The organism is Gilliamella sp. Pas-s95 (assembly GCF_009795795.1).
Taxonomy (GTDB): Bacteria; Pseudomonadota; Gammaproteobacteria; order Enterobacterales; family Orbaceae; genus Gilliamella; species Gilliamella bombicola.
The window spans coordinates 23330-39162 of record NZ_WTFC01000027.1 but is presented as its reverse complement, the minus strand read 5'-3'; the positions used below and the strand labels follow the sequence as shown (position 1 = coordinate 39162).

Sequence of the window (15833 nt, the reverse complement as noted above, 5' to 3'; positions counted from 1 at the left end):
GCTTTTAGCGTTGGCGACGGCGGGGGCGGCGCGATTGTGACTTCGCCACAACTGCGCAACCCTAAGGGAAAACGCCCCAACTTGCTTGAGGGCTTGATTCTTTGTTAGATTGTCCTCTATCTACACCATACCCCCCGCGGCCCAAAGATTAAATATTAAAAGCTAAGGTGTGACGCAAACGCCATTGCTTTTATATAATATGTGGTCGTAAGTGACGTAGCCGCCGGTCGAGTTGACATAGAACTGCTTATTACCTACCAAGTCACTCGTCCAGTAGAAGTAGTTGACGAAGCTCGCATTGGAGTATTTGCCCATCCAACCCCACTCAGAAAAAAATCCTGCACCTATTTGTCGCGAGTAATTATTATAACCTGATGACGGCGTGGCAATAGAAATACTAGGAAAATCTGTTCTGCCTGCATTGGTTAAATCACTTACCCTAGCAATACGATAACCCAAACGACTACACCAAGATGAGTGGTTAGACGGAGTATCGACTTCACCACCTCGATGGAGGAACCACTGCTTTAACACAAATCCATACCTCACCTCATTACCATGACTATCCCTACCCACCAACTCAAATGTCTGTGGCAAAGAGGGTACATCTAGAGGACTAGGATTACTTGAACTTATCTGAGCACTATCAGCCCTAGGACCATGCAACGTTACCCGTGTTACATTACTAGATTTATCTCTAATCCATTCATCGGCTTGTTCCGTATATCCTTTTGGGTCTGTGAATGTACCTGTTAGCGGCCTTGTCCAACTTACCGTTGCTCTTATACTACCATTCGTGACAACAGACCACGTCAACTGACTTCCATCTACTCCACCTATGTCTAAATCAAAATACAACCCATCAGCACCCGTTGTCGGAAAGTTTCGGTTGTAAGATGATGGACTTGTTGACTGAACTAAAAAACCTTTTGTAGGAGACCATATGTTAGATGGGCCGGCGTGATGCATTGTGCCAATAGTAAGATTCGGCCTTGCGTGACAAATACGAGCAACAGTGTTATACGGATTGATATAATAATCCACCGTAGCTCCACTAAAACTACTACTCCTTGGCACTCCATACTGAGTAGTTAAACTTCCTTCTGTATTTACTAACCTTACCCTATAAGGAGCATTACATATATCCAATGCATCACTACGATTAACCGTATTGCCATCGCTATCCGTAAACGATACCGATATATTCCCCGATGCGGTAACACCACTTGCACCCTGTCCATCTCCATCATCATCTCCCCAATTACCTTGAGTAATTAAATCACTAAAACTCATTGTATTTGTCCCCGATGGCACCACCGTGTGTATATCATCAAGAGAACTTATATTCCTTACTAGAATCGGATTTGTTATACTTGAAGTATTGGATGAAGGGGTGCCCCTCGTACCATCTGGCAAAGTGATGGTAAGTAAATCATCTCTTGTCACCCTAGTTCGTCCCCCATCAAACGTAAAATACGGTGCACTACCCTCAATAACCCTTGTGGTTTTCGCCGATAACGCCTGCGAATCAAACGAATACGGCAATAACAACAACGACGCAAAGGTTAACGGTGATAAGGAAGATAAGAATTTGAACCTCGGCGATTTCGCTAAGTTCCGTGATGAAAATAAGTATTGCATCTGTTTTTGACGACAGAGATAATTAAGCAAATTTAATATATAGGCTTGGCAAACCTGAGGTTTAATACCAAAAATGATACTGAAACAATTCTTCATAATTTCTTACCTGTCAAGTAACTTTTGAATTTTATTTTCAATAGTTTTATATTGGTTTTATACTCTATTTGAGTAGTTTTTCTTTCAAAGTATAACTAGTTAAAAACAGATAACCACTTTTTTTTATTAAAGTTTTGTAATGTTTTGTTAGTTTTAGTATTGAAACTTTAGTTGGAAAAACTTTTTAGGTGAGTGTAAATAAATATTTTTTTATAAGAAAATAGCGAACAAAAAAACATTAATAAAATCAATGTTTTTTGAACATTTTTTGGGCTAATTTTTTAATTGTATATACATTAGTTAACAATTGATGGAACAAAAATCGATTAAACGTATCTATTTTTAAACAAACTGATTATGCTCTTGAAAGTAAAAAATTAAAAAGTATATAATGCCGTCCCATTTTTGGAGTGACTTATTATTAAAAATAATGATTTATTAAAAGCTAAGGAATTAATTATATGAAAGAATATAAGGTTATTGTTTTTCAAGAAGGAACTTTGTCTTCGTTACTTTTGGGTAACGCTAATGTTAATGAGGTTAAATTTACTGAAGCCTTAAATAAAAATGCAGAACAAGGTTGGCGAGTTGTTACCATGGAAAAAGACATGCGTCGCTTATTTTTATTTTGGAAAAGAGAAGCTTATTTAGTGGTACTTGAACGAGAACGAAACTAAATAAAACTGAATTTGCTTATCTATTTTTACATATAATTGTCTAACAAAGTAAAAATAGATAAGGAATGTCTGATAGTTAGATTAGGAATCAATACAGTTTTCACTCTCCCCTAAATAAACTCAACTTAATCCCCATACACAAAGTAATATCACCTATTTTTTATAATTAAATATAAATTTCAATATAAGAAGCTAAAAACTAGGATGTACGCTGCAATCTTTGCTCGGCCAAGGCAAGGAAAATGATGCCAATAATAATACATAACGCACCTAATAACCGAGTAATGGTAATTTGTTCATTAAAAACAATAACAGATACCAGCATAACTGTAACCACTTGTAAATGAGAAGCCGCAAACGCAGGACCTACTGGTGCTTTTTTTAATAATACCATCCAAGTAATAAAAGCCCCTGTATAGCCCAGCATAACTAAGTAAGCCCAACCATAAGTAAAAATTCGGACTAACCAATCAAAACTAGCTTCAAAAGGCAAGGCTGATAGTGCGGTTAATTTAAAACTAGTTTGCCCAAAGGTGTCAAAAAATAGCAATAAAATAAAACCGATGATATAAAATTTTTTCATTAAGTGAGCCCCACTAATACTACGCCAGTCGTGATAAAAAATATTCCCACGATTCGGAACAAAGTAAGGTGTTCTTTAAATAAGATCCGTCCAGCTAACATCACTGTGATAATATTAAAGGATCCCAATAAAATGCCTGCCGATAATGGCACTTGACTTAAAAATGCCAACCAAAAAATAAACCCAAGAAAGTAAGCACCAAAGCCTATCCAAAGCCAGAAATTTCCAAATAATTTTTGCCAATAGCATAAGCCTTGCTTTTTTGGAGATGTGATCGCCGCATACTTGAACGCAATTTGCCCAACGGTGTCGCAAACAATATTTATTAACCAAAGAACGATAATTAAGGTTGACACTGCTGACAAAGTCCATGTATTTCAAGCACGCTATGCTTTATTAAAAATTGATTTTGGTGCGCAAGTTGTTTTAGCTGTTCTTCAATTTGCTCAGAGTGTTTTTCAATAATTTGTTGGCATTTATCGCAAATCAATAAAATTGATATATGTTCTGGGTCTTGAAAATGTGGGCAAATAATATAGCTATTCGAAGATTCCACTTTGTGGATAAAGCCTTGCTCAAGTAGAAATTCAAGCGCACGATAAATTGTTGGCGGTTTAGCTTGTGGTTCGCTGACTTTAAGTAGATCAAGAAGATCATACGCACTCATTGCTCTATTAGCCGTTAACATGATGTCTAAGACAGTTCGACGTTGCGTTGTCAGTTTAATACCACGTTTTTTGCATAAAGTTTCAATTTTTTCAATTAGCATATTATGCATTTGGTTTCCTTTGCCTTTAGTGATGATTTTTTTGTGTCGCTTTTTTTCGTCTTATTTCTTTAGGATCATTGATTAAAGGGCGGTATAGTTCAATACGATCACCATTTTTAACCAATTCATTAAGATTACAACGCTTTCCATAAATGCCAATTAAATGCTCATCTAATTTTATTTGGCATATCGTTAAGATATTGGATTTTGTAATTGCTTGCAAGACATTCGTTTGTTCGTCAACATTGCAATCAATGACTGTGGAGTTATTCGGTAACGCATAAACAACTTGAATATTAATCATCTTGATAAATCTGCCTTGCTCGTTTTGAAAACGCATTAACCATACCCGTCATGACTTCTTTAAAAACGGGGGTAAAAGTCATACCTAATAATTTATTTTTGAATTCAAAATTTAAATTCAAACTAATTTTACTTTTGTTTTCAGCAATTTCAACAAATTGCCATCGCCCTGATAATTGTTTAAATGGACCATCTAAAAGTCTCATATCAATTGAATTAGGTTCATTGATTTGATTTAATGTAGTGAACGATTTTTTAAAACCAAACTTTTCAACCTCAATAAATGCAGCAATAGTATTATCTTGTTTTCTAATAATACCAGTTGCTATACAATCAGGGACAAATTCTGGGTATTTTTCAATATCATTGACTAAAGCAAACATTTGCTCGATTGAATAAGGTTCGATAACTTCGTGAAAAACATGTGCCATAATAATAAAATAAAAAAGTAAAATTAGTAGCATATAATATCACGTAACTCTATAATAACGCACATTATGACTAAGAAAAAATCACACAAGCCAGGTTCGGCAACTATTGCATTAAATAAACGAGCACGCCATGAGTACTTCATTGAAGAAGAAATCGAGGCGGGCTTATCCCTGCAAGGCTGGGAAGTGAAATCACTGCGAGCAGGCAAGGCCAATATTAGTGATAGCTATGTTCTACTCAAAGACGGTGAAGCATGGCTATTTGGGGCAACCATTACACCACTAAATGTCGCCTCGACGCATGTTATTTGCGAACCAATGCGTAATCGCAAGTTACTACTAAATGAGCGAGAGCTCAATTCATTATTTGGTCAAATTAATCGCCAAGGTTATACCGTTGTTGCCCTTTCTTTATATTGGAAGAACGCATGGGCAAAAGTAAAAATTGGTGTTGCCAAAGGGAAGAAAGAATACGACAAACGCACTGATATTAAAGAACGTCAATGGCAAGTTGATAAAGCACGCATTATGAAAAATGCAAATCGATAGCGACTTTACTTTATACTGTTTTTTCAATGTAGCTAAAAAGCATCTAACTACTAACAACTATTCATATTTTAATTGTTGCTATAAAAAATAACCGCTACAAAGCGGTTATTTTTGGCGATAATATTAAACCGTAAGACTTACTAATTTACCATCTTGTTTGACAAATGATTGATTAACATAAACGTTCGTGCTGTTTCTAATATTCAGTGGTTCGCTAGCGATATTATCAATAATTACATTGTTAAATAAAATGCTATCTGCGTTTTCGATAAAAAATCCTTTTCCTGCCTCAGGTTTGACATCTTTAAACATGTCAACTTCCCCTGCTTGAGCATTAACTTGCATTGATATCCGGATATTATCAAACGAAATATTAGATATTGGTGATTCAGGAATACCATATAAAAATCCAGCATAAGCTCGGACATTTTTCGCAATAATATTAGAAAAACTGATATTATTACATGCTGGTGTTGATTCATTAACTTGTAATGCCTCTTTATTCCAAACAATAGGATCATTACCTTTAGGTCCACAATAGTAATAGTAGTTCATGACAAATGCCGAGAGTACTTCGTCCATAACAATATTGCTAAAAGTAATATCCGAAATTATTCCACCTCGACCCCGGCGAGTTTTAAATCTCACCCCACGATCGGTTTTTTGAAACACACAATTAGTAATAGTCACATTCCTAATACAGCCACTCATTTCACTACCTAACACTACAGCTCCGTGACCATGAATCATATTACAATTAGTAATTAAAATGTTTTCACAAGGGCTTTTTTCAGCTGTTTCTTCTGTACCTGCTTTAATCGCAATACAATCATCCCCCACGTCAATATAACAATTTGATATTCTAACATTACGACAAGATTCTGGGTTAATTCCATCTGTATTTGGTGAGTCAGCAGGATTTAAAATCGATACATTATCTACAACCACATTATTTGATTCCATTGGATGTACCGTCCAGCTTGGTGATTGAGTTAAAAATAGTTTTTCAATAGTTACTCGTTCACAAAAATCAAATCCAATCAGATAAGGTCTTGGATATTTAAGGCTACTACGCTCATTACGGAAAATATGCCACCATTTTTGACCATTACCATCAATTGTACCGCCACCAGTGATAATCACATTTTCAATATTTTTCCCATATATACACGGCATGTATATATCTTGTTTTACGCCTTCCCAACGCGAGTTAACAATAGGATAATCATTTGAATTATTAGAAAATAGTAAAGTTGCACCTTGCTCAATAACAAAAGTTAAATTGCTACAGAGTTGAATTGCCCCTGTATAATAAATGCCTGAAGGAACAACGACTGTTCCTCCGCCTAATTTTTTAATATGCTGTATTGCTTTTTCAAAAGCAATGGTATTCATTGATTTCCCATCACCAATAGCGCCAAAATCTATTACTGATACTGTTGTCATTATTTTTCCTTACTGTTTTATAAACGGTAATTAAATAATTTTTATTGACCGTTTATTAATTAACGAATAAATAACAGAATTTGCAATAATTAATCCTGATAATTTATTTAATAAATTCTATTTTGTCGTTACACTTTTTGTTTAAAACCAATATTGTTATTACCAAAGCATTTTTCATAAGCAATACCTGATAATTCTTCGACTACTTTTTTGGTTTCAGGGGTAACATCTTCCATTTTTCCACCTTGTCGAATACGTGCAACTTCATTAATAATGACTGAATGTGTAGCATGATCAAGTTTCATTCTCCATGCAAAGAAACAACCAATCAATGCCATGCCAATAACACCATAAATAATAATGCCATTAATAGCATCAATGGCACTTTGCGGCTGTACATGTGATTTTGATTCAAATCCATAAGCACTTAATATAATACCAAGTATAAATACAATAGATGCGCGAACTAATTTTCCTGCCATTGTCATCGCGCCAGCATAAACACCTTCACGGCGTCGATTCGTCACTACTTCATCAACGTCAGCAAGGAAGACATAAACACTCCACGGAATGTAATAAACACCGCCAGTTCCTAAACCAAACCAAATGGTAATACCAATAACAATCCAAGTCGCCTGAGGAAGATTAAAATAGTAGATGCCGACATAACCAATCATTGATGAAACAACAATCAGTAACGCAATAATGAACGGTTTTTTAAAGCCTTTTTTGGCACAATACATCATAAAGAAAGCAGTTGAAAATAATTGACAAATACTACTCAAAGAGTTCATTGAGGCAACAAATGATCGTGGTTCACCTAAGCTAAATACGATAAAATAAGTAAATACAGCAGTAAATAACCATTCGGCACCAAAACCAAACAAATACATTCCTAAATGAGTTCTAAAAGTTTTAATACGGAAGGTCGAAAATATATCAATAAAAAGTTTTTTGATTGCTTCAAAAAAGCTATGTACATGTTCATCTTTAACTTGCTCTTTTGGTTTTTCCCAGCTGTTACAATAGAGCAAAATTAACGCCGACATCATAATCGCAGCATAAGTAATACCAGTTAACAAAAACGGAGTTGCTGACTCTTTACTATAAAAGTAAAAGAAAACCCCCGGTATTGCAGCACCTAAGAAATTAGCTACTTTACCAAACATTGCTTTTGAACCAGTTAAATAAGTACGCTGAGAAAAATTAGAAGTCATTTCAACAGGTAAGGTATTAAATGGAATCATAATACTGGTATAAATGATTTCAAATAGAATATATGTAATAAGGTAATACCAAAATCCCATTCCATTAATCCATAACATTGGGTAAATCGTCATCAATGGAATACCCATTAGGATAAAAAATCGACGCCGCCCAAAACGTTGACCTATTTTAGTTTGATAAAAATTGTCGGTAATAAAGCCCATTAATGGGTTCAAGATTACGTCCAAATAAGTCGCAATAGAGAAAATTACTGCGGCTTGAACAACGGTTAACCCACAAAATGTCGTATAAAAATAGAGCAACCATGCACCACTAATTGCAAGTGCACCACTACCAATTAAATTACCACTTCCGTAGGAAAATCTTACTAACCATGTGATTTTTTTATCTTTATTATTTTCCATAATATGATTCCTATATTATTTATAAAAAAAAGCCTCCTGCATTAAGTCAAAGTGACTTAATGACATCATTAACTAATAAATGAATAATTATTTTTAGAGAGTTACGCCACTTTTTAAAATGGCCAAATTTCTGAAATTATTTTTTTCGTTGCATGTTTTCTTTCCGTTAGCAATAAGAACGATGTGCTCAATGAATTCTGTTAATAGTGATTGCATTGAAACTCCATGGATAAGCTTTCCTGCATCAAAATCAATCCAATTCACTTTTTTTTCTGCTAATTGACTATTAGTAGAAATTTTGACAGTAGGTACAACTCCACCATAAGGCGTTCCTCTACCTGTTGTAAATAACACCATATGGCACCCTGCTGCAGATAAAGCACCTGTCGCAACCGCATCATTTCCTGGAGCACTGAGCAAATTAAGTCCTTGTTTTGTTAACATTTGCCCATATTTAAGGACATCTATAACTTCACTTCCACCGGCTTTTTGAGTACAGCCAAGTGATTTTTCTTCTAGTGTGGTGATACCGCCAGCTTTATTTCCTGGTGAGGGGTTTTCATAAATAGGTTGGTTATTTGAAATAAAATATTGTTTAAAATCATTAATCATATGCACTGTTTTATCAAAGGTCGACTCATCAACACAATGCGACATTAAAATATTTTCAGCACCAAACATTTCTGGCACTTCAGTAAGTACACTAGTTCCACCATGTGAAATAACGTAATCAGAAAATAACCCAAGCATTGGGTTGGCGGTAATACCAGAAAAACCATCCGAACCACCGCACTCTAAACCAAATTTCAATTCACTTAATCGACCTAATTCCCGCTTATCATTTTTCATAATAGCGTAAAGTTCTCTTAGGTGACTTAAAGCTGATTCAACTTCATCTGTTTCTTGTTGCGCAACAAGGAATCTGACTCGAGACTCATCATATTCGCCCAAATCAGCTTTGAACTCAGATATTTGGTTATTTTCACAACCTAGTCCAATCACTAACACTGCTCCAGCATTAGGATGTTTGACTAAATCTTGTAAAATAATTTTGGTATTTTTATGATCTTGTCCTAATTGAGAACATCCATAAGGATGCTCAAGCACGGTAATACCATCAATTTCTAATTGATTATTTAACTCATCACAAAACTGTTTAACAATTTGTTGTGCAATACCATTAATACATGTCACAGTCGGTATAATCCAAAGTTCATTGCGAATACCTACTTGACCATTTTTACGACGGTAAATCTGCACTTCCTTGTCTGGTATTTCGTGTAATGAATCATTTTTAGACAAATGTGGATGATACTGATAATCATCAATATCATTCAAATTGGTTTTCAAATTTTGCGAATGGATATGTTCACCAGCTTTAATTGAGCAAGTTGCATGCCCGATAGGCAAACCATATTTAATAATATTTTCACCTTGCTCAAGATCTTTAAGAGCAAATTTATGCCCTTGTTTGATAGATTGTTGTAGATCAATATGGTGACCATCGACCACAATATTGGCTTCGTGTGCTTCCAAATCTGATAATGCTACACCAACATTATCTTTGTTATTTATTTTTATAAATTTAATCATTACATCGCTCATTCTATTTACCACTAATACCACATTGTTCAATCGCAGGGCGTACACCTTTTTCGATGATGGTAGCTAAATACTGAGTTATTGTTTCCGCTAATTGAGGAATACTTAGTAAATCATGCTCCCAATGAGTATTATCACTTAATATAGTGTTAACTAAATCAGCCAAAGTTCCTCGACCTTCAGCAATTTTCATCCATCCAGAACGAAAACGCTCTAACCAAATGGCATCATCTTGTAATGAGTAATTTTGTTCATTACGAATACCTCGATATAAAGCGATTAAAGCCGCAAAAGAAAAGACTAAATGTTTAGGTAATACACCTTTCTCTTTTTGATAAGCAAGTAATTGTGGAAGAATCCGAGTTTTGAATTTTGTCATGCTATTTAAAGCTATTGACATTAATTGATGTTCAATAAATGGATTTTTAAAACGGCTAATCACGGACTCCGCAAAATCCACTAATTCTTGATGAGGTAAATCTAAAACAGGGATAATCTCATCAAAAATCGTATCTTTAATATAAGATAAGATTTGAGGGTCATTCATTGACTCACCCACAGTGTCAATCCCGGCAAGATAAGCAACAGGTACTAATGCAGTATGTGCACCATTTAAAATAGCTACTTTTCGCTCTTTATATGGTTTAATATCATCAACAATTTTGATATTCATATTGCACTTATCTAGGCAGAGTTTTTCAGCTAACCATTGAGGTCCTTGAATAACAAATAAATAGAAATACTCAGCAGTATCGATGAAATTATCTTTATACCCTAATTCGGCTTCTAGTTCGGTTATTTGTGCTTTTGGATAACCGGGCACAATTCTGTCGACTAATGTTGAACAAAATAAGTTATCATTTTCGATCCATGAAACAAATTTATCTGATAACTGCCATTGTTGAGCATAGTTAAGTACTAATTTTTTAAGTGCATCGCCATTATAATCAATTAATTCACAAGGAATTATGATTAACCCGCTTTCTTTACTGCCAGAAAAATGTAAAAATCTTTCATGTAAAAAAGCAGTTAGTTTAGCGGGATAACTAATAGCGGGCTTATCAGTAAGTTTATCGCTTTCAACATAACTGATGCCTGCTTCGGTAGTATTAGAAAAAATAAATTGAATATTCGGATCTTTAGCCAATTCAAGATATTGATCATACTGAGTATAAACATTTATCTCATCATTGACTGAACGTATCATCCTAAATTCTTTTACTGCTTCACTATGTTCATTTAAACCACGAATCAGTGTAGTATATAATCCATCTTGAGTATTTAACGATGGTGGAAAGTCTGTATTTAATGGGCGAACAACAACAACGCCAGCATCAAGATCTGTTTTTTCGTTAAGGATGTCTAATTGCCAATCTAAAAATGCACGTAAAAAATTACCTTCGCCAAACTGAACAATACGTGTAGTATATTTTGCGCCGGGAAAGTCTTTTCTGTTTAATGTCTTCATGAGCATCACTCTTTTTTAACTAGTTAACTTAATTCAATACCAAAATAGTTTTTAGCATTATCAAAACTAATATTTTTGACCATTTGACCTAATAACTCGATATCACGAGGGGCTTCGCCATCTTCAACCCAACGGCCAATCATGCGACATAAAATGCGCCTAAAATATTCGTGCCGAGTATAAGAAAGAAAACTACGGCTATCAGTTAACATACCGACAAAACGACTTAATAAACCAAGTTGCGCAAGTTGAGTCATTTGACGAATCATGCCGTCTTTCTGATCATTAAACCACCATCCTGAACCAAATTGCATTTTTCCGCGAATACCTTCTCCCTGAAAATTACCTATCATCGTACCTAGAATTTCATTATCAGATGGATTTAAACAATAGAGTATTGTTTTAGGTAATGCATTTTGTTTTGCTTGTGCATCTAACAAACGAGATAGTGGCTGAGCAATTGGTGAATCATTAATCGAATCAAAGCCCACATCAGGTCCCATCAAATTAAACATTTTCGAGTTATTGTTACGCAATGCACCAATATGATACTGCTGTATCCAACCGCGTTTGTGATATTCACCACCTAAAAAGATAAGTACTGCCGTTTTAAATTGTGCTGTTTCTTTAGCACTCAACATAGCACCCGACAATCGTTTAGTTAAGATAGTATCTAACTCTTGTTCTGAGGCTTCTTCATAAACAACAGTATCTAATGCATGGTCAGACACTTTACAACCATGTTGCTCAAAATGATCCATTCTTTTTGATAACGCTTGGCAAAGTACGTGAAAGCTTGATATTGTCATATCTGCAGCCGCAGATAATTTCTCTAAGTAAGCAACAAAAAATTCAGAGTCAATATTAAACGCTTTGTCGGGGCGCCAACTTGGTAACACTTTAATATCAAATGAGCTATCTTGTGCAATCGTTTTATGATGAACTAAATCATCAATCGGATCATCAGTAGTACCGACCATTTTGACGTTCATTTTTTTCATAATGCTACGGGCTGAAAAAGCTTTAGTTTCTAGCATTGCATTACATTTATTCCAAATCACTTCAGCAGTTGATGGAGATAATAAAATATTATCAATACCAAATGGTCGACGAAGCTCTAAATGAGTCCAATGATATAGAGGGTTGCCTATGGTATGTGGTACGGTTTCAGCCCAAGCTTTAAATTTTTCAAAGTCATCTACGTCAGTACCAGTACAAAATTTTTCAGCAACACCATTAGTACGCATCGCACGCCATTTATAATGATCACCTTTTAACCAGATGTCATACAGGTTTTTAAATTGATAATCTTGAGCAATTTGTTCAGGTGGTAAATGACAGTGGTAATCAAAAATCGGCTGTTCAGCAGCATAATTATGATAAAGCTGACGAGAAAATTCTGTGTCTAGTAAAAAATCTTCAGTTAAAAAAAACATTTTCTTCTCCATAATGTAGTATTAACTATTTAATTACATAGGTTAATATCATATGTAATCAAATTAATTATTATTCATTTGTTGTCGGTGTTTTTAAAATTGTCCATACTGCGACAGCAGCTAAAAGATCAAGACAAGTTAAAATGATAAATAGTGGGCTAAAGCCAACAGTATCAGCAAGTGCGCCAACAATTAACGCAAAAATTGTACTTGCTAACCACGCCGCCATACCTGTAAAGCCATTTGCTGTCGCTACTTCATTTCGGCCAAAAACATCTGATGATAAGGTAATTAAAGCACCTGATAATGTCTGATGAGCAAAGCCTCCAATACAGAATAAAAATATAGCGACATAAGGACTTGAGAATAAACCAATTAAACCTGGTGCTATCATCAATACTGCCCCGACAGTAACCACCCATTTACGAGAGTTAATCAAACTAACATTAAAACGTTTTTGAAAAAATGGAGACATATACCCACCAAGCACACACCCAATATCAGCAAATAACATTGGCATCCAAGCAAATATTGCTATTTGTTTTAAGTCAAAACCATAGGCAGTAAACATAAATAAAGGGATCCAAGCGTTAAACGTCCCCCAAGCTGGTTCAGCTAAAAATCTTGGCAATGCAATACCCCAAAAACGTCGACTGGCAAGGATTTTACTAGCTGGTAATTTTTCAGTGTTGGAAGTTTGATGACTAGCCTCTTGACCAGATAAAATATATTTCTTTTCCTCTTCAGATAAATATTTTTGTTTAGTTGGATGACGATAAAGTATGAACCAAAAAATCCCCCAAATAAAACTTAATAAGCCACATAAAACAAATGCCCATTGCCAACTATGGAACCAAATAGCCCATGCAACTAACGGAGGAGCAATCATAGCACCTAATGACGACCCCAAATTAAACCAACCAACCGCAATTGATCTTTCTTTCGCGGGAAACCATTCACTAGTTGCTTTTAAGCCAGCAGGAATCATAGCAGCTTCAGTTGCACCCACCGCACCACGTGCAAATGCTAGCCCAACCCAACTGCCTGAAAATGCAGTGCTAATACAAAATACAGACCATAATAAAGCAAAAACGGCATAACCTAGCCGTGTACCTAATAGATCTAAAATATATCCTGCAACAGGCTGCATGATAGTATAACAAGCTGAATATGCCGCGACGACATACGAATATTGTTGAGTTGTCAGACCCATTACTTCATTCAAAACAGGAGCAGCAACAGCTATAGAATTTCGTGTAAGATAACCTAATATTGTTCCTATGGTTACTAACGCTATCATATACCATCTTAAGTTTTTAATTGTTTTATACATATTAATACTCCAAGTATGCTTATATCTTGGCCCATATTAACATGTATGACAACTAAAAAAGTTGACATACATCACATAATTAAAACTCATAAATTATATGACAAACTTACCATTTGTAAGTTATCTTTGATGAATGGTCTCTTAAATTGAAAAAAATAGAACAATATTATTTAATTCCACACGATTAGATGTTATTTTACAATGATGAGCAATTTAGGAATTATGTAAAAGTTACCATGACTCAGGAACAAAACGAATATCAACGACTTTATCAAATTATTGCAACCGAATTAAAAAAAAGAATTATTAATGGTACTTACCCAGTTGGTAGCAAATTACCGTCAGAAAGATTAATTTGTGAGGAACTAGAAGTTAGTCGCTCAGTTGTAAGAGAAGCAATTATTATGCTTGAAGTTGAAGGTTTTGTTGATGCACGAAAAGGATCTGGTATTCATGTTATTGCCAATAGTTTACAATCCAATATTTTAACATCTTCACCCGGTTTAAATTTTTCTACCACTGGGCCATTTGAACTACTGCAAGCTCGTCAACTAATAGAAAGCAATATTGCAGAATTTGCCGCAACTCAAATTACTAAAGATGATATCGTTAAACTATTAGAAATCCAACATAATGCAAAAAAAGAAGATCACTATCGTGATTCGAATTGGGACTTAAAATTCCATACTCAAATCGCTATGATAACTCGTAATACAGCTTTAACTACCATTGTTCAAGAAACATGGCGACAAAGAACATTAAACCCTTTATGGAAAAAACTTCATGAGCATGTTCAACAACAAGATATTGAAAGTTGGTGGGAAGAACACGACAAAATTTTAGAAGCTCTCATTAATCGAGATCCTAAAGCTGCTAAATTAGCTATGTGGCAACACTTAGAAAATACGAAAAAAATGCTATTTGATGCCATAAGCGAGGATTTTGAAACTAAACGCGATCATTATCTATTCTCTGATAATCCAGTTGTTAGCATTAATGAAGACAACTACGAATAAATACTTTCTCATCAGACAAGATAACAAAAAACACTAACAATAAAATTTACAACTAAATTAATTGGCGTTATTTTATATACCAAATAACGCCTAAATAGTAATTTTTTGCACAAAAATATTATAAAACTCTAGCGTTGATCATCAATAGTCACACCTGCTGGTGGCGTAAACTTGAACTTGTCTAATGATACTTTACCCAATTTTTGTCGAGACAAATCATAAAAACTACGTTGTCCATCTTCTTCAATAATAGTGAAATTTGAAATCATACCTGTAGGTAATACAGAAATAATAAAATCTTGATTAGATCCATCCGTCGGTTTAAGTGTAAATGAGTCTTGCTTGCGAGTCACTTGATAAACATCCCAAATTGGATTGTGGCTATCAGTAATAAGTAACATTAAACGATTATCAACCGCTTTTTTTAAATCCATTACGCTTACTTGCTCAACCGCTGGCGTATACACCCACATATTTTTTCCATCAGAAATAATTGAAGTTTCATCTGGCTCATTCATTGTCCAATTAAAATAGTAAGGCCTATTAACCCATAAATCTCCTTTACCGTCCTGCACAGGTTGATTGTCTTCAGTTTTCACATTTTGAGAAAAACTGGCATAAAATCCTTCAATTTTATCTAAACGTTGTTGCAATACTTCTTTATCTCCAGCCCATACTGATAAGCTCGCTAATAACCCAATTAACAATAAACACTTCTTCATGCCCAATCCTTACTTTTCATCTAACAATTTAAATAAAGTCTAATAACTAAATTAGTTCAAAATATTACCGTTTTTATGCTAATGGGAAAAGATATTTTCTTTTCTTTTTTCACTTATTAAATAACGAGTA

At 34.7% G+C, this 15833-nt stretch carries 16 protein-coding genes; 3 read left to right on the top strand and 13 right to left on the bottom strand.

The features are described 5' to 3' along the window. Positions 1-162: 162 nt before the first annotated feature. The gene (locus GQ598_RS08170; protein ID WP_160403546.1) at positions 163-1737 is read right to left on the bottom strand and encodes a hypothetical protein; all 1575 of its coding nucleotides are present in this window, start codon (positions 1735-1737) and stop codon (positions 163-165) included. Between the two features lie 461 nt (positions 1738-2198). Here GQ598_RS08170 and GQ598_RS08165 point away from each other — a divergent pair, with 461 nt between their 5' ends. Beyond that, positions 2199-2414, top strand: coding sequence for a DUF4177 domain-containing protein (locus tag GQ598_RS08165; RefSeq protein WP_160403544.1), 216 nt, complete (start codon positions 2199-2201; stop codon positions 2412-2414). Between the two features lie 199 nt (positions 2415-2613). Here the strand turns inward: GQ598_RS08165 and GQ598_RS08160 are convergent, their stop codons facing one another. Genes GQ598_RS08160 through GQ598_RS08140 form a run of 5 tightly spaced genes read right to left on the bottom strand, consistent with a single transcriptional unit; the run spans position 2614 to position 4533 of the window. Next, entirely contained in the window at positions 2614-2997 is a 384-nt protein-coding gene (locus GQ598_RS08160) for a multidrug efflux SMR transporter (protein WP_091346408.1), read from the bottom strand. Next, positions 2997-3353, bottom strand: coding sequence for an EamA family transporter (locus GQ598_RS08155; RefSeq protein WP_091346410.1), 357 nt, complete (start codon positions 3351-3353; stop codon positions 2997-2999). Before GQ598_RS08155 ends, GQ598_RS08160 begins: the two co-directional genes overlap by 1 nt. Then, on the bottom strand, positions 3341-3775 hold the full coding sequence (zur, locus tag GQ598_RS08150; RefSeq protein WP_091346412.1) for a zinc uptake transcriptional repressor Zur: 435 nt from the start codon (positions 3773-3775) through the stop codon (positions 3341-3343). Before zur ends, GQ598_RS08155 begins: the two co-directional genes overlap by 13 nt. 16 nt (positions 3776-3791) lie before the next feature. Further along, complete coding sequence (locus GQ598_RS08145) at positions 3792-4070, bottom strand: RnfH family protein (protein ID WP_202112723.1); 279 nt, start codon at positions 4068-4070, stop codon at positions 3792-3794. Continuing rightward, positions 4063-4533, bottom strand: a complete 471-nt coding sequence (locus GQ598_RS08140; RefSeq protein ID WP_202112722.1) for a type II toxin-antitoxin system RatA family toxin — start codon at positions 4531-4533, stop codon at positions 4063-4065. The genes GQ598_RS08145 and GQ598_RS08140 overlap by 8 nt, the downstream gene beginning before the upstream one ends. A gap of 33 nt (positions 4534-4566) precedes the next feature. Between GQ598_RS08140 and smpB the strand changes: the two genes are divergently transcribed. Further along, positions 4567-5049, top strand: a complete 483-nt coding sequence (gene smpB, locus GQ598_RS08135) for an SsrA-binding protein SmpB (protein WP_091346417.1) — start codon at positions 4567-4569, stop codon at positions 5047-5049. Positions 5050-5172: 123 nt separating this feature from the next. Here smpB and GQ598_RS08130 read toward each other — a convergent pair whose 3' ends face one another. The 6 genes from GQ598_RS08130 to GQ598_RS08105 form a co-directional block, all read right to left on the bottom strand. Beyond that, on the bottom strand, positions 5173-6495 hold the full coding sequence (locus GQ598_RS08130) for a glycoside hydrolase family 28 protein (RefSeq protein WP_160403542.1): 1323 nt from the start codon (positions 6493-6495) through the stop codon (positions 5173-5175). Positions 6496-6623: 128 nt separating this feature from the next. Continuing rightward, positions 6624-8126: an MFS transporter gene (locus GQ598_RS08125; RefSeq protein ID WP_160403540.1), complete on the bottom strand. Its 1503-nt coding sequence runs from the start codon at positions 8124-8126 to the stop codon at positions 6624-6626. A 93-nt stretch (positions 8127-8219) separates the two neighbouring features. Further along, positions 8220-9719: a UxaA family hydrolase gene (locus GQ598_RS08120; RefSeq protein WP_160403539.1), complete on the bottom strand. Its 1500-nt coding sequence runs from the start codon at positions 9717-9719 to the stop codon at positions 8220-8222. Between the two features lie 13 nt (positions 9720-9732). Then, positions 9733-11196 carry a tagaturonate reductase gene (locus tag GQ598_RS08115; protein WP_160403537.1) on the bottom strand — a complete coding sequence of 488 codons (1464 nt, stop codon included), beginning with the start codon at positions 11194-11196 and terminating at the stop codon, positions 9733-9735. Positions 11197-11219: 23 nt separating this feature from the next. Continuing rightward, entirely contained in the window at positions 11220-12632 is a 1413-nt protein-coding gene (gene uxaC / locus GQ598_RS08110) for a glucuronate isomerase (protein WP_091346425.1), read from the bottom strand. Between the two features lie 70 nt (positions 12633-12702). Continuing rightward, complete coding sequence (locus GQ598_RS08105) at positions 12703-13965, bottom strand: MFS transporter (protein ID WP_160403535.1); 1263 nt, start codon at positions 13963-13965, stop codon at positions 12703-12705. A gap of 236 nt (positions 13966-14201) precedes the next feature. Between GQ598_RS08105 and exuR the strand changes: the two genes are divergently transcribed. Continuing rightward, a complete protein-coding gene (gene exuR / locus GQ598_RS08100; protein ID WP_091346429.1) occupies positions 14202-14981 on the top strand; it encodes a transcriptional regulator ExuR in 780 nt (259 codons plus the stop codon). Between the two features lie 128 nt (positions 14982-15109). Here exuR and lolA read toward each other — a convergent pair whose 3' ends face one another. Next, a complete protein-coding gene (lolA, locus tag GQ598_RS08095) occupies positions 15110-15703 on the bottom strand; it encodes an outer membrane lipoprotein chaperone LolA (protein WP_091346431.1) in 594 nt (197 codons plus the stop codon). Between the last annotated feature and the right edge of the window lie 130 nt (positions 15704-15833).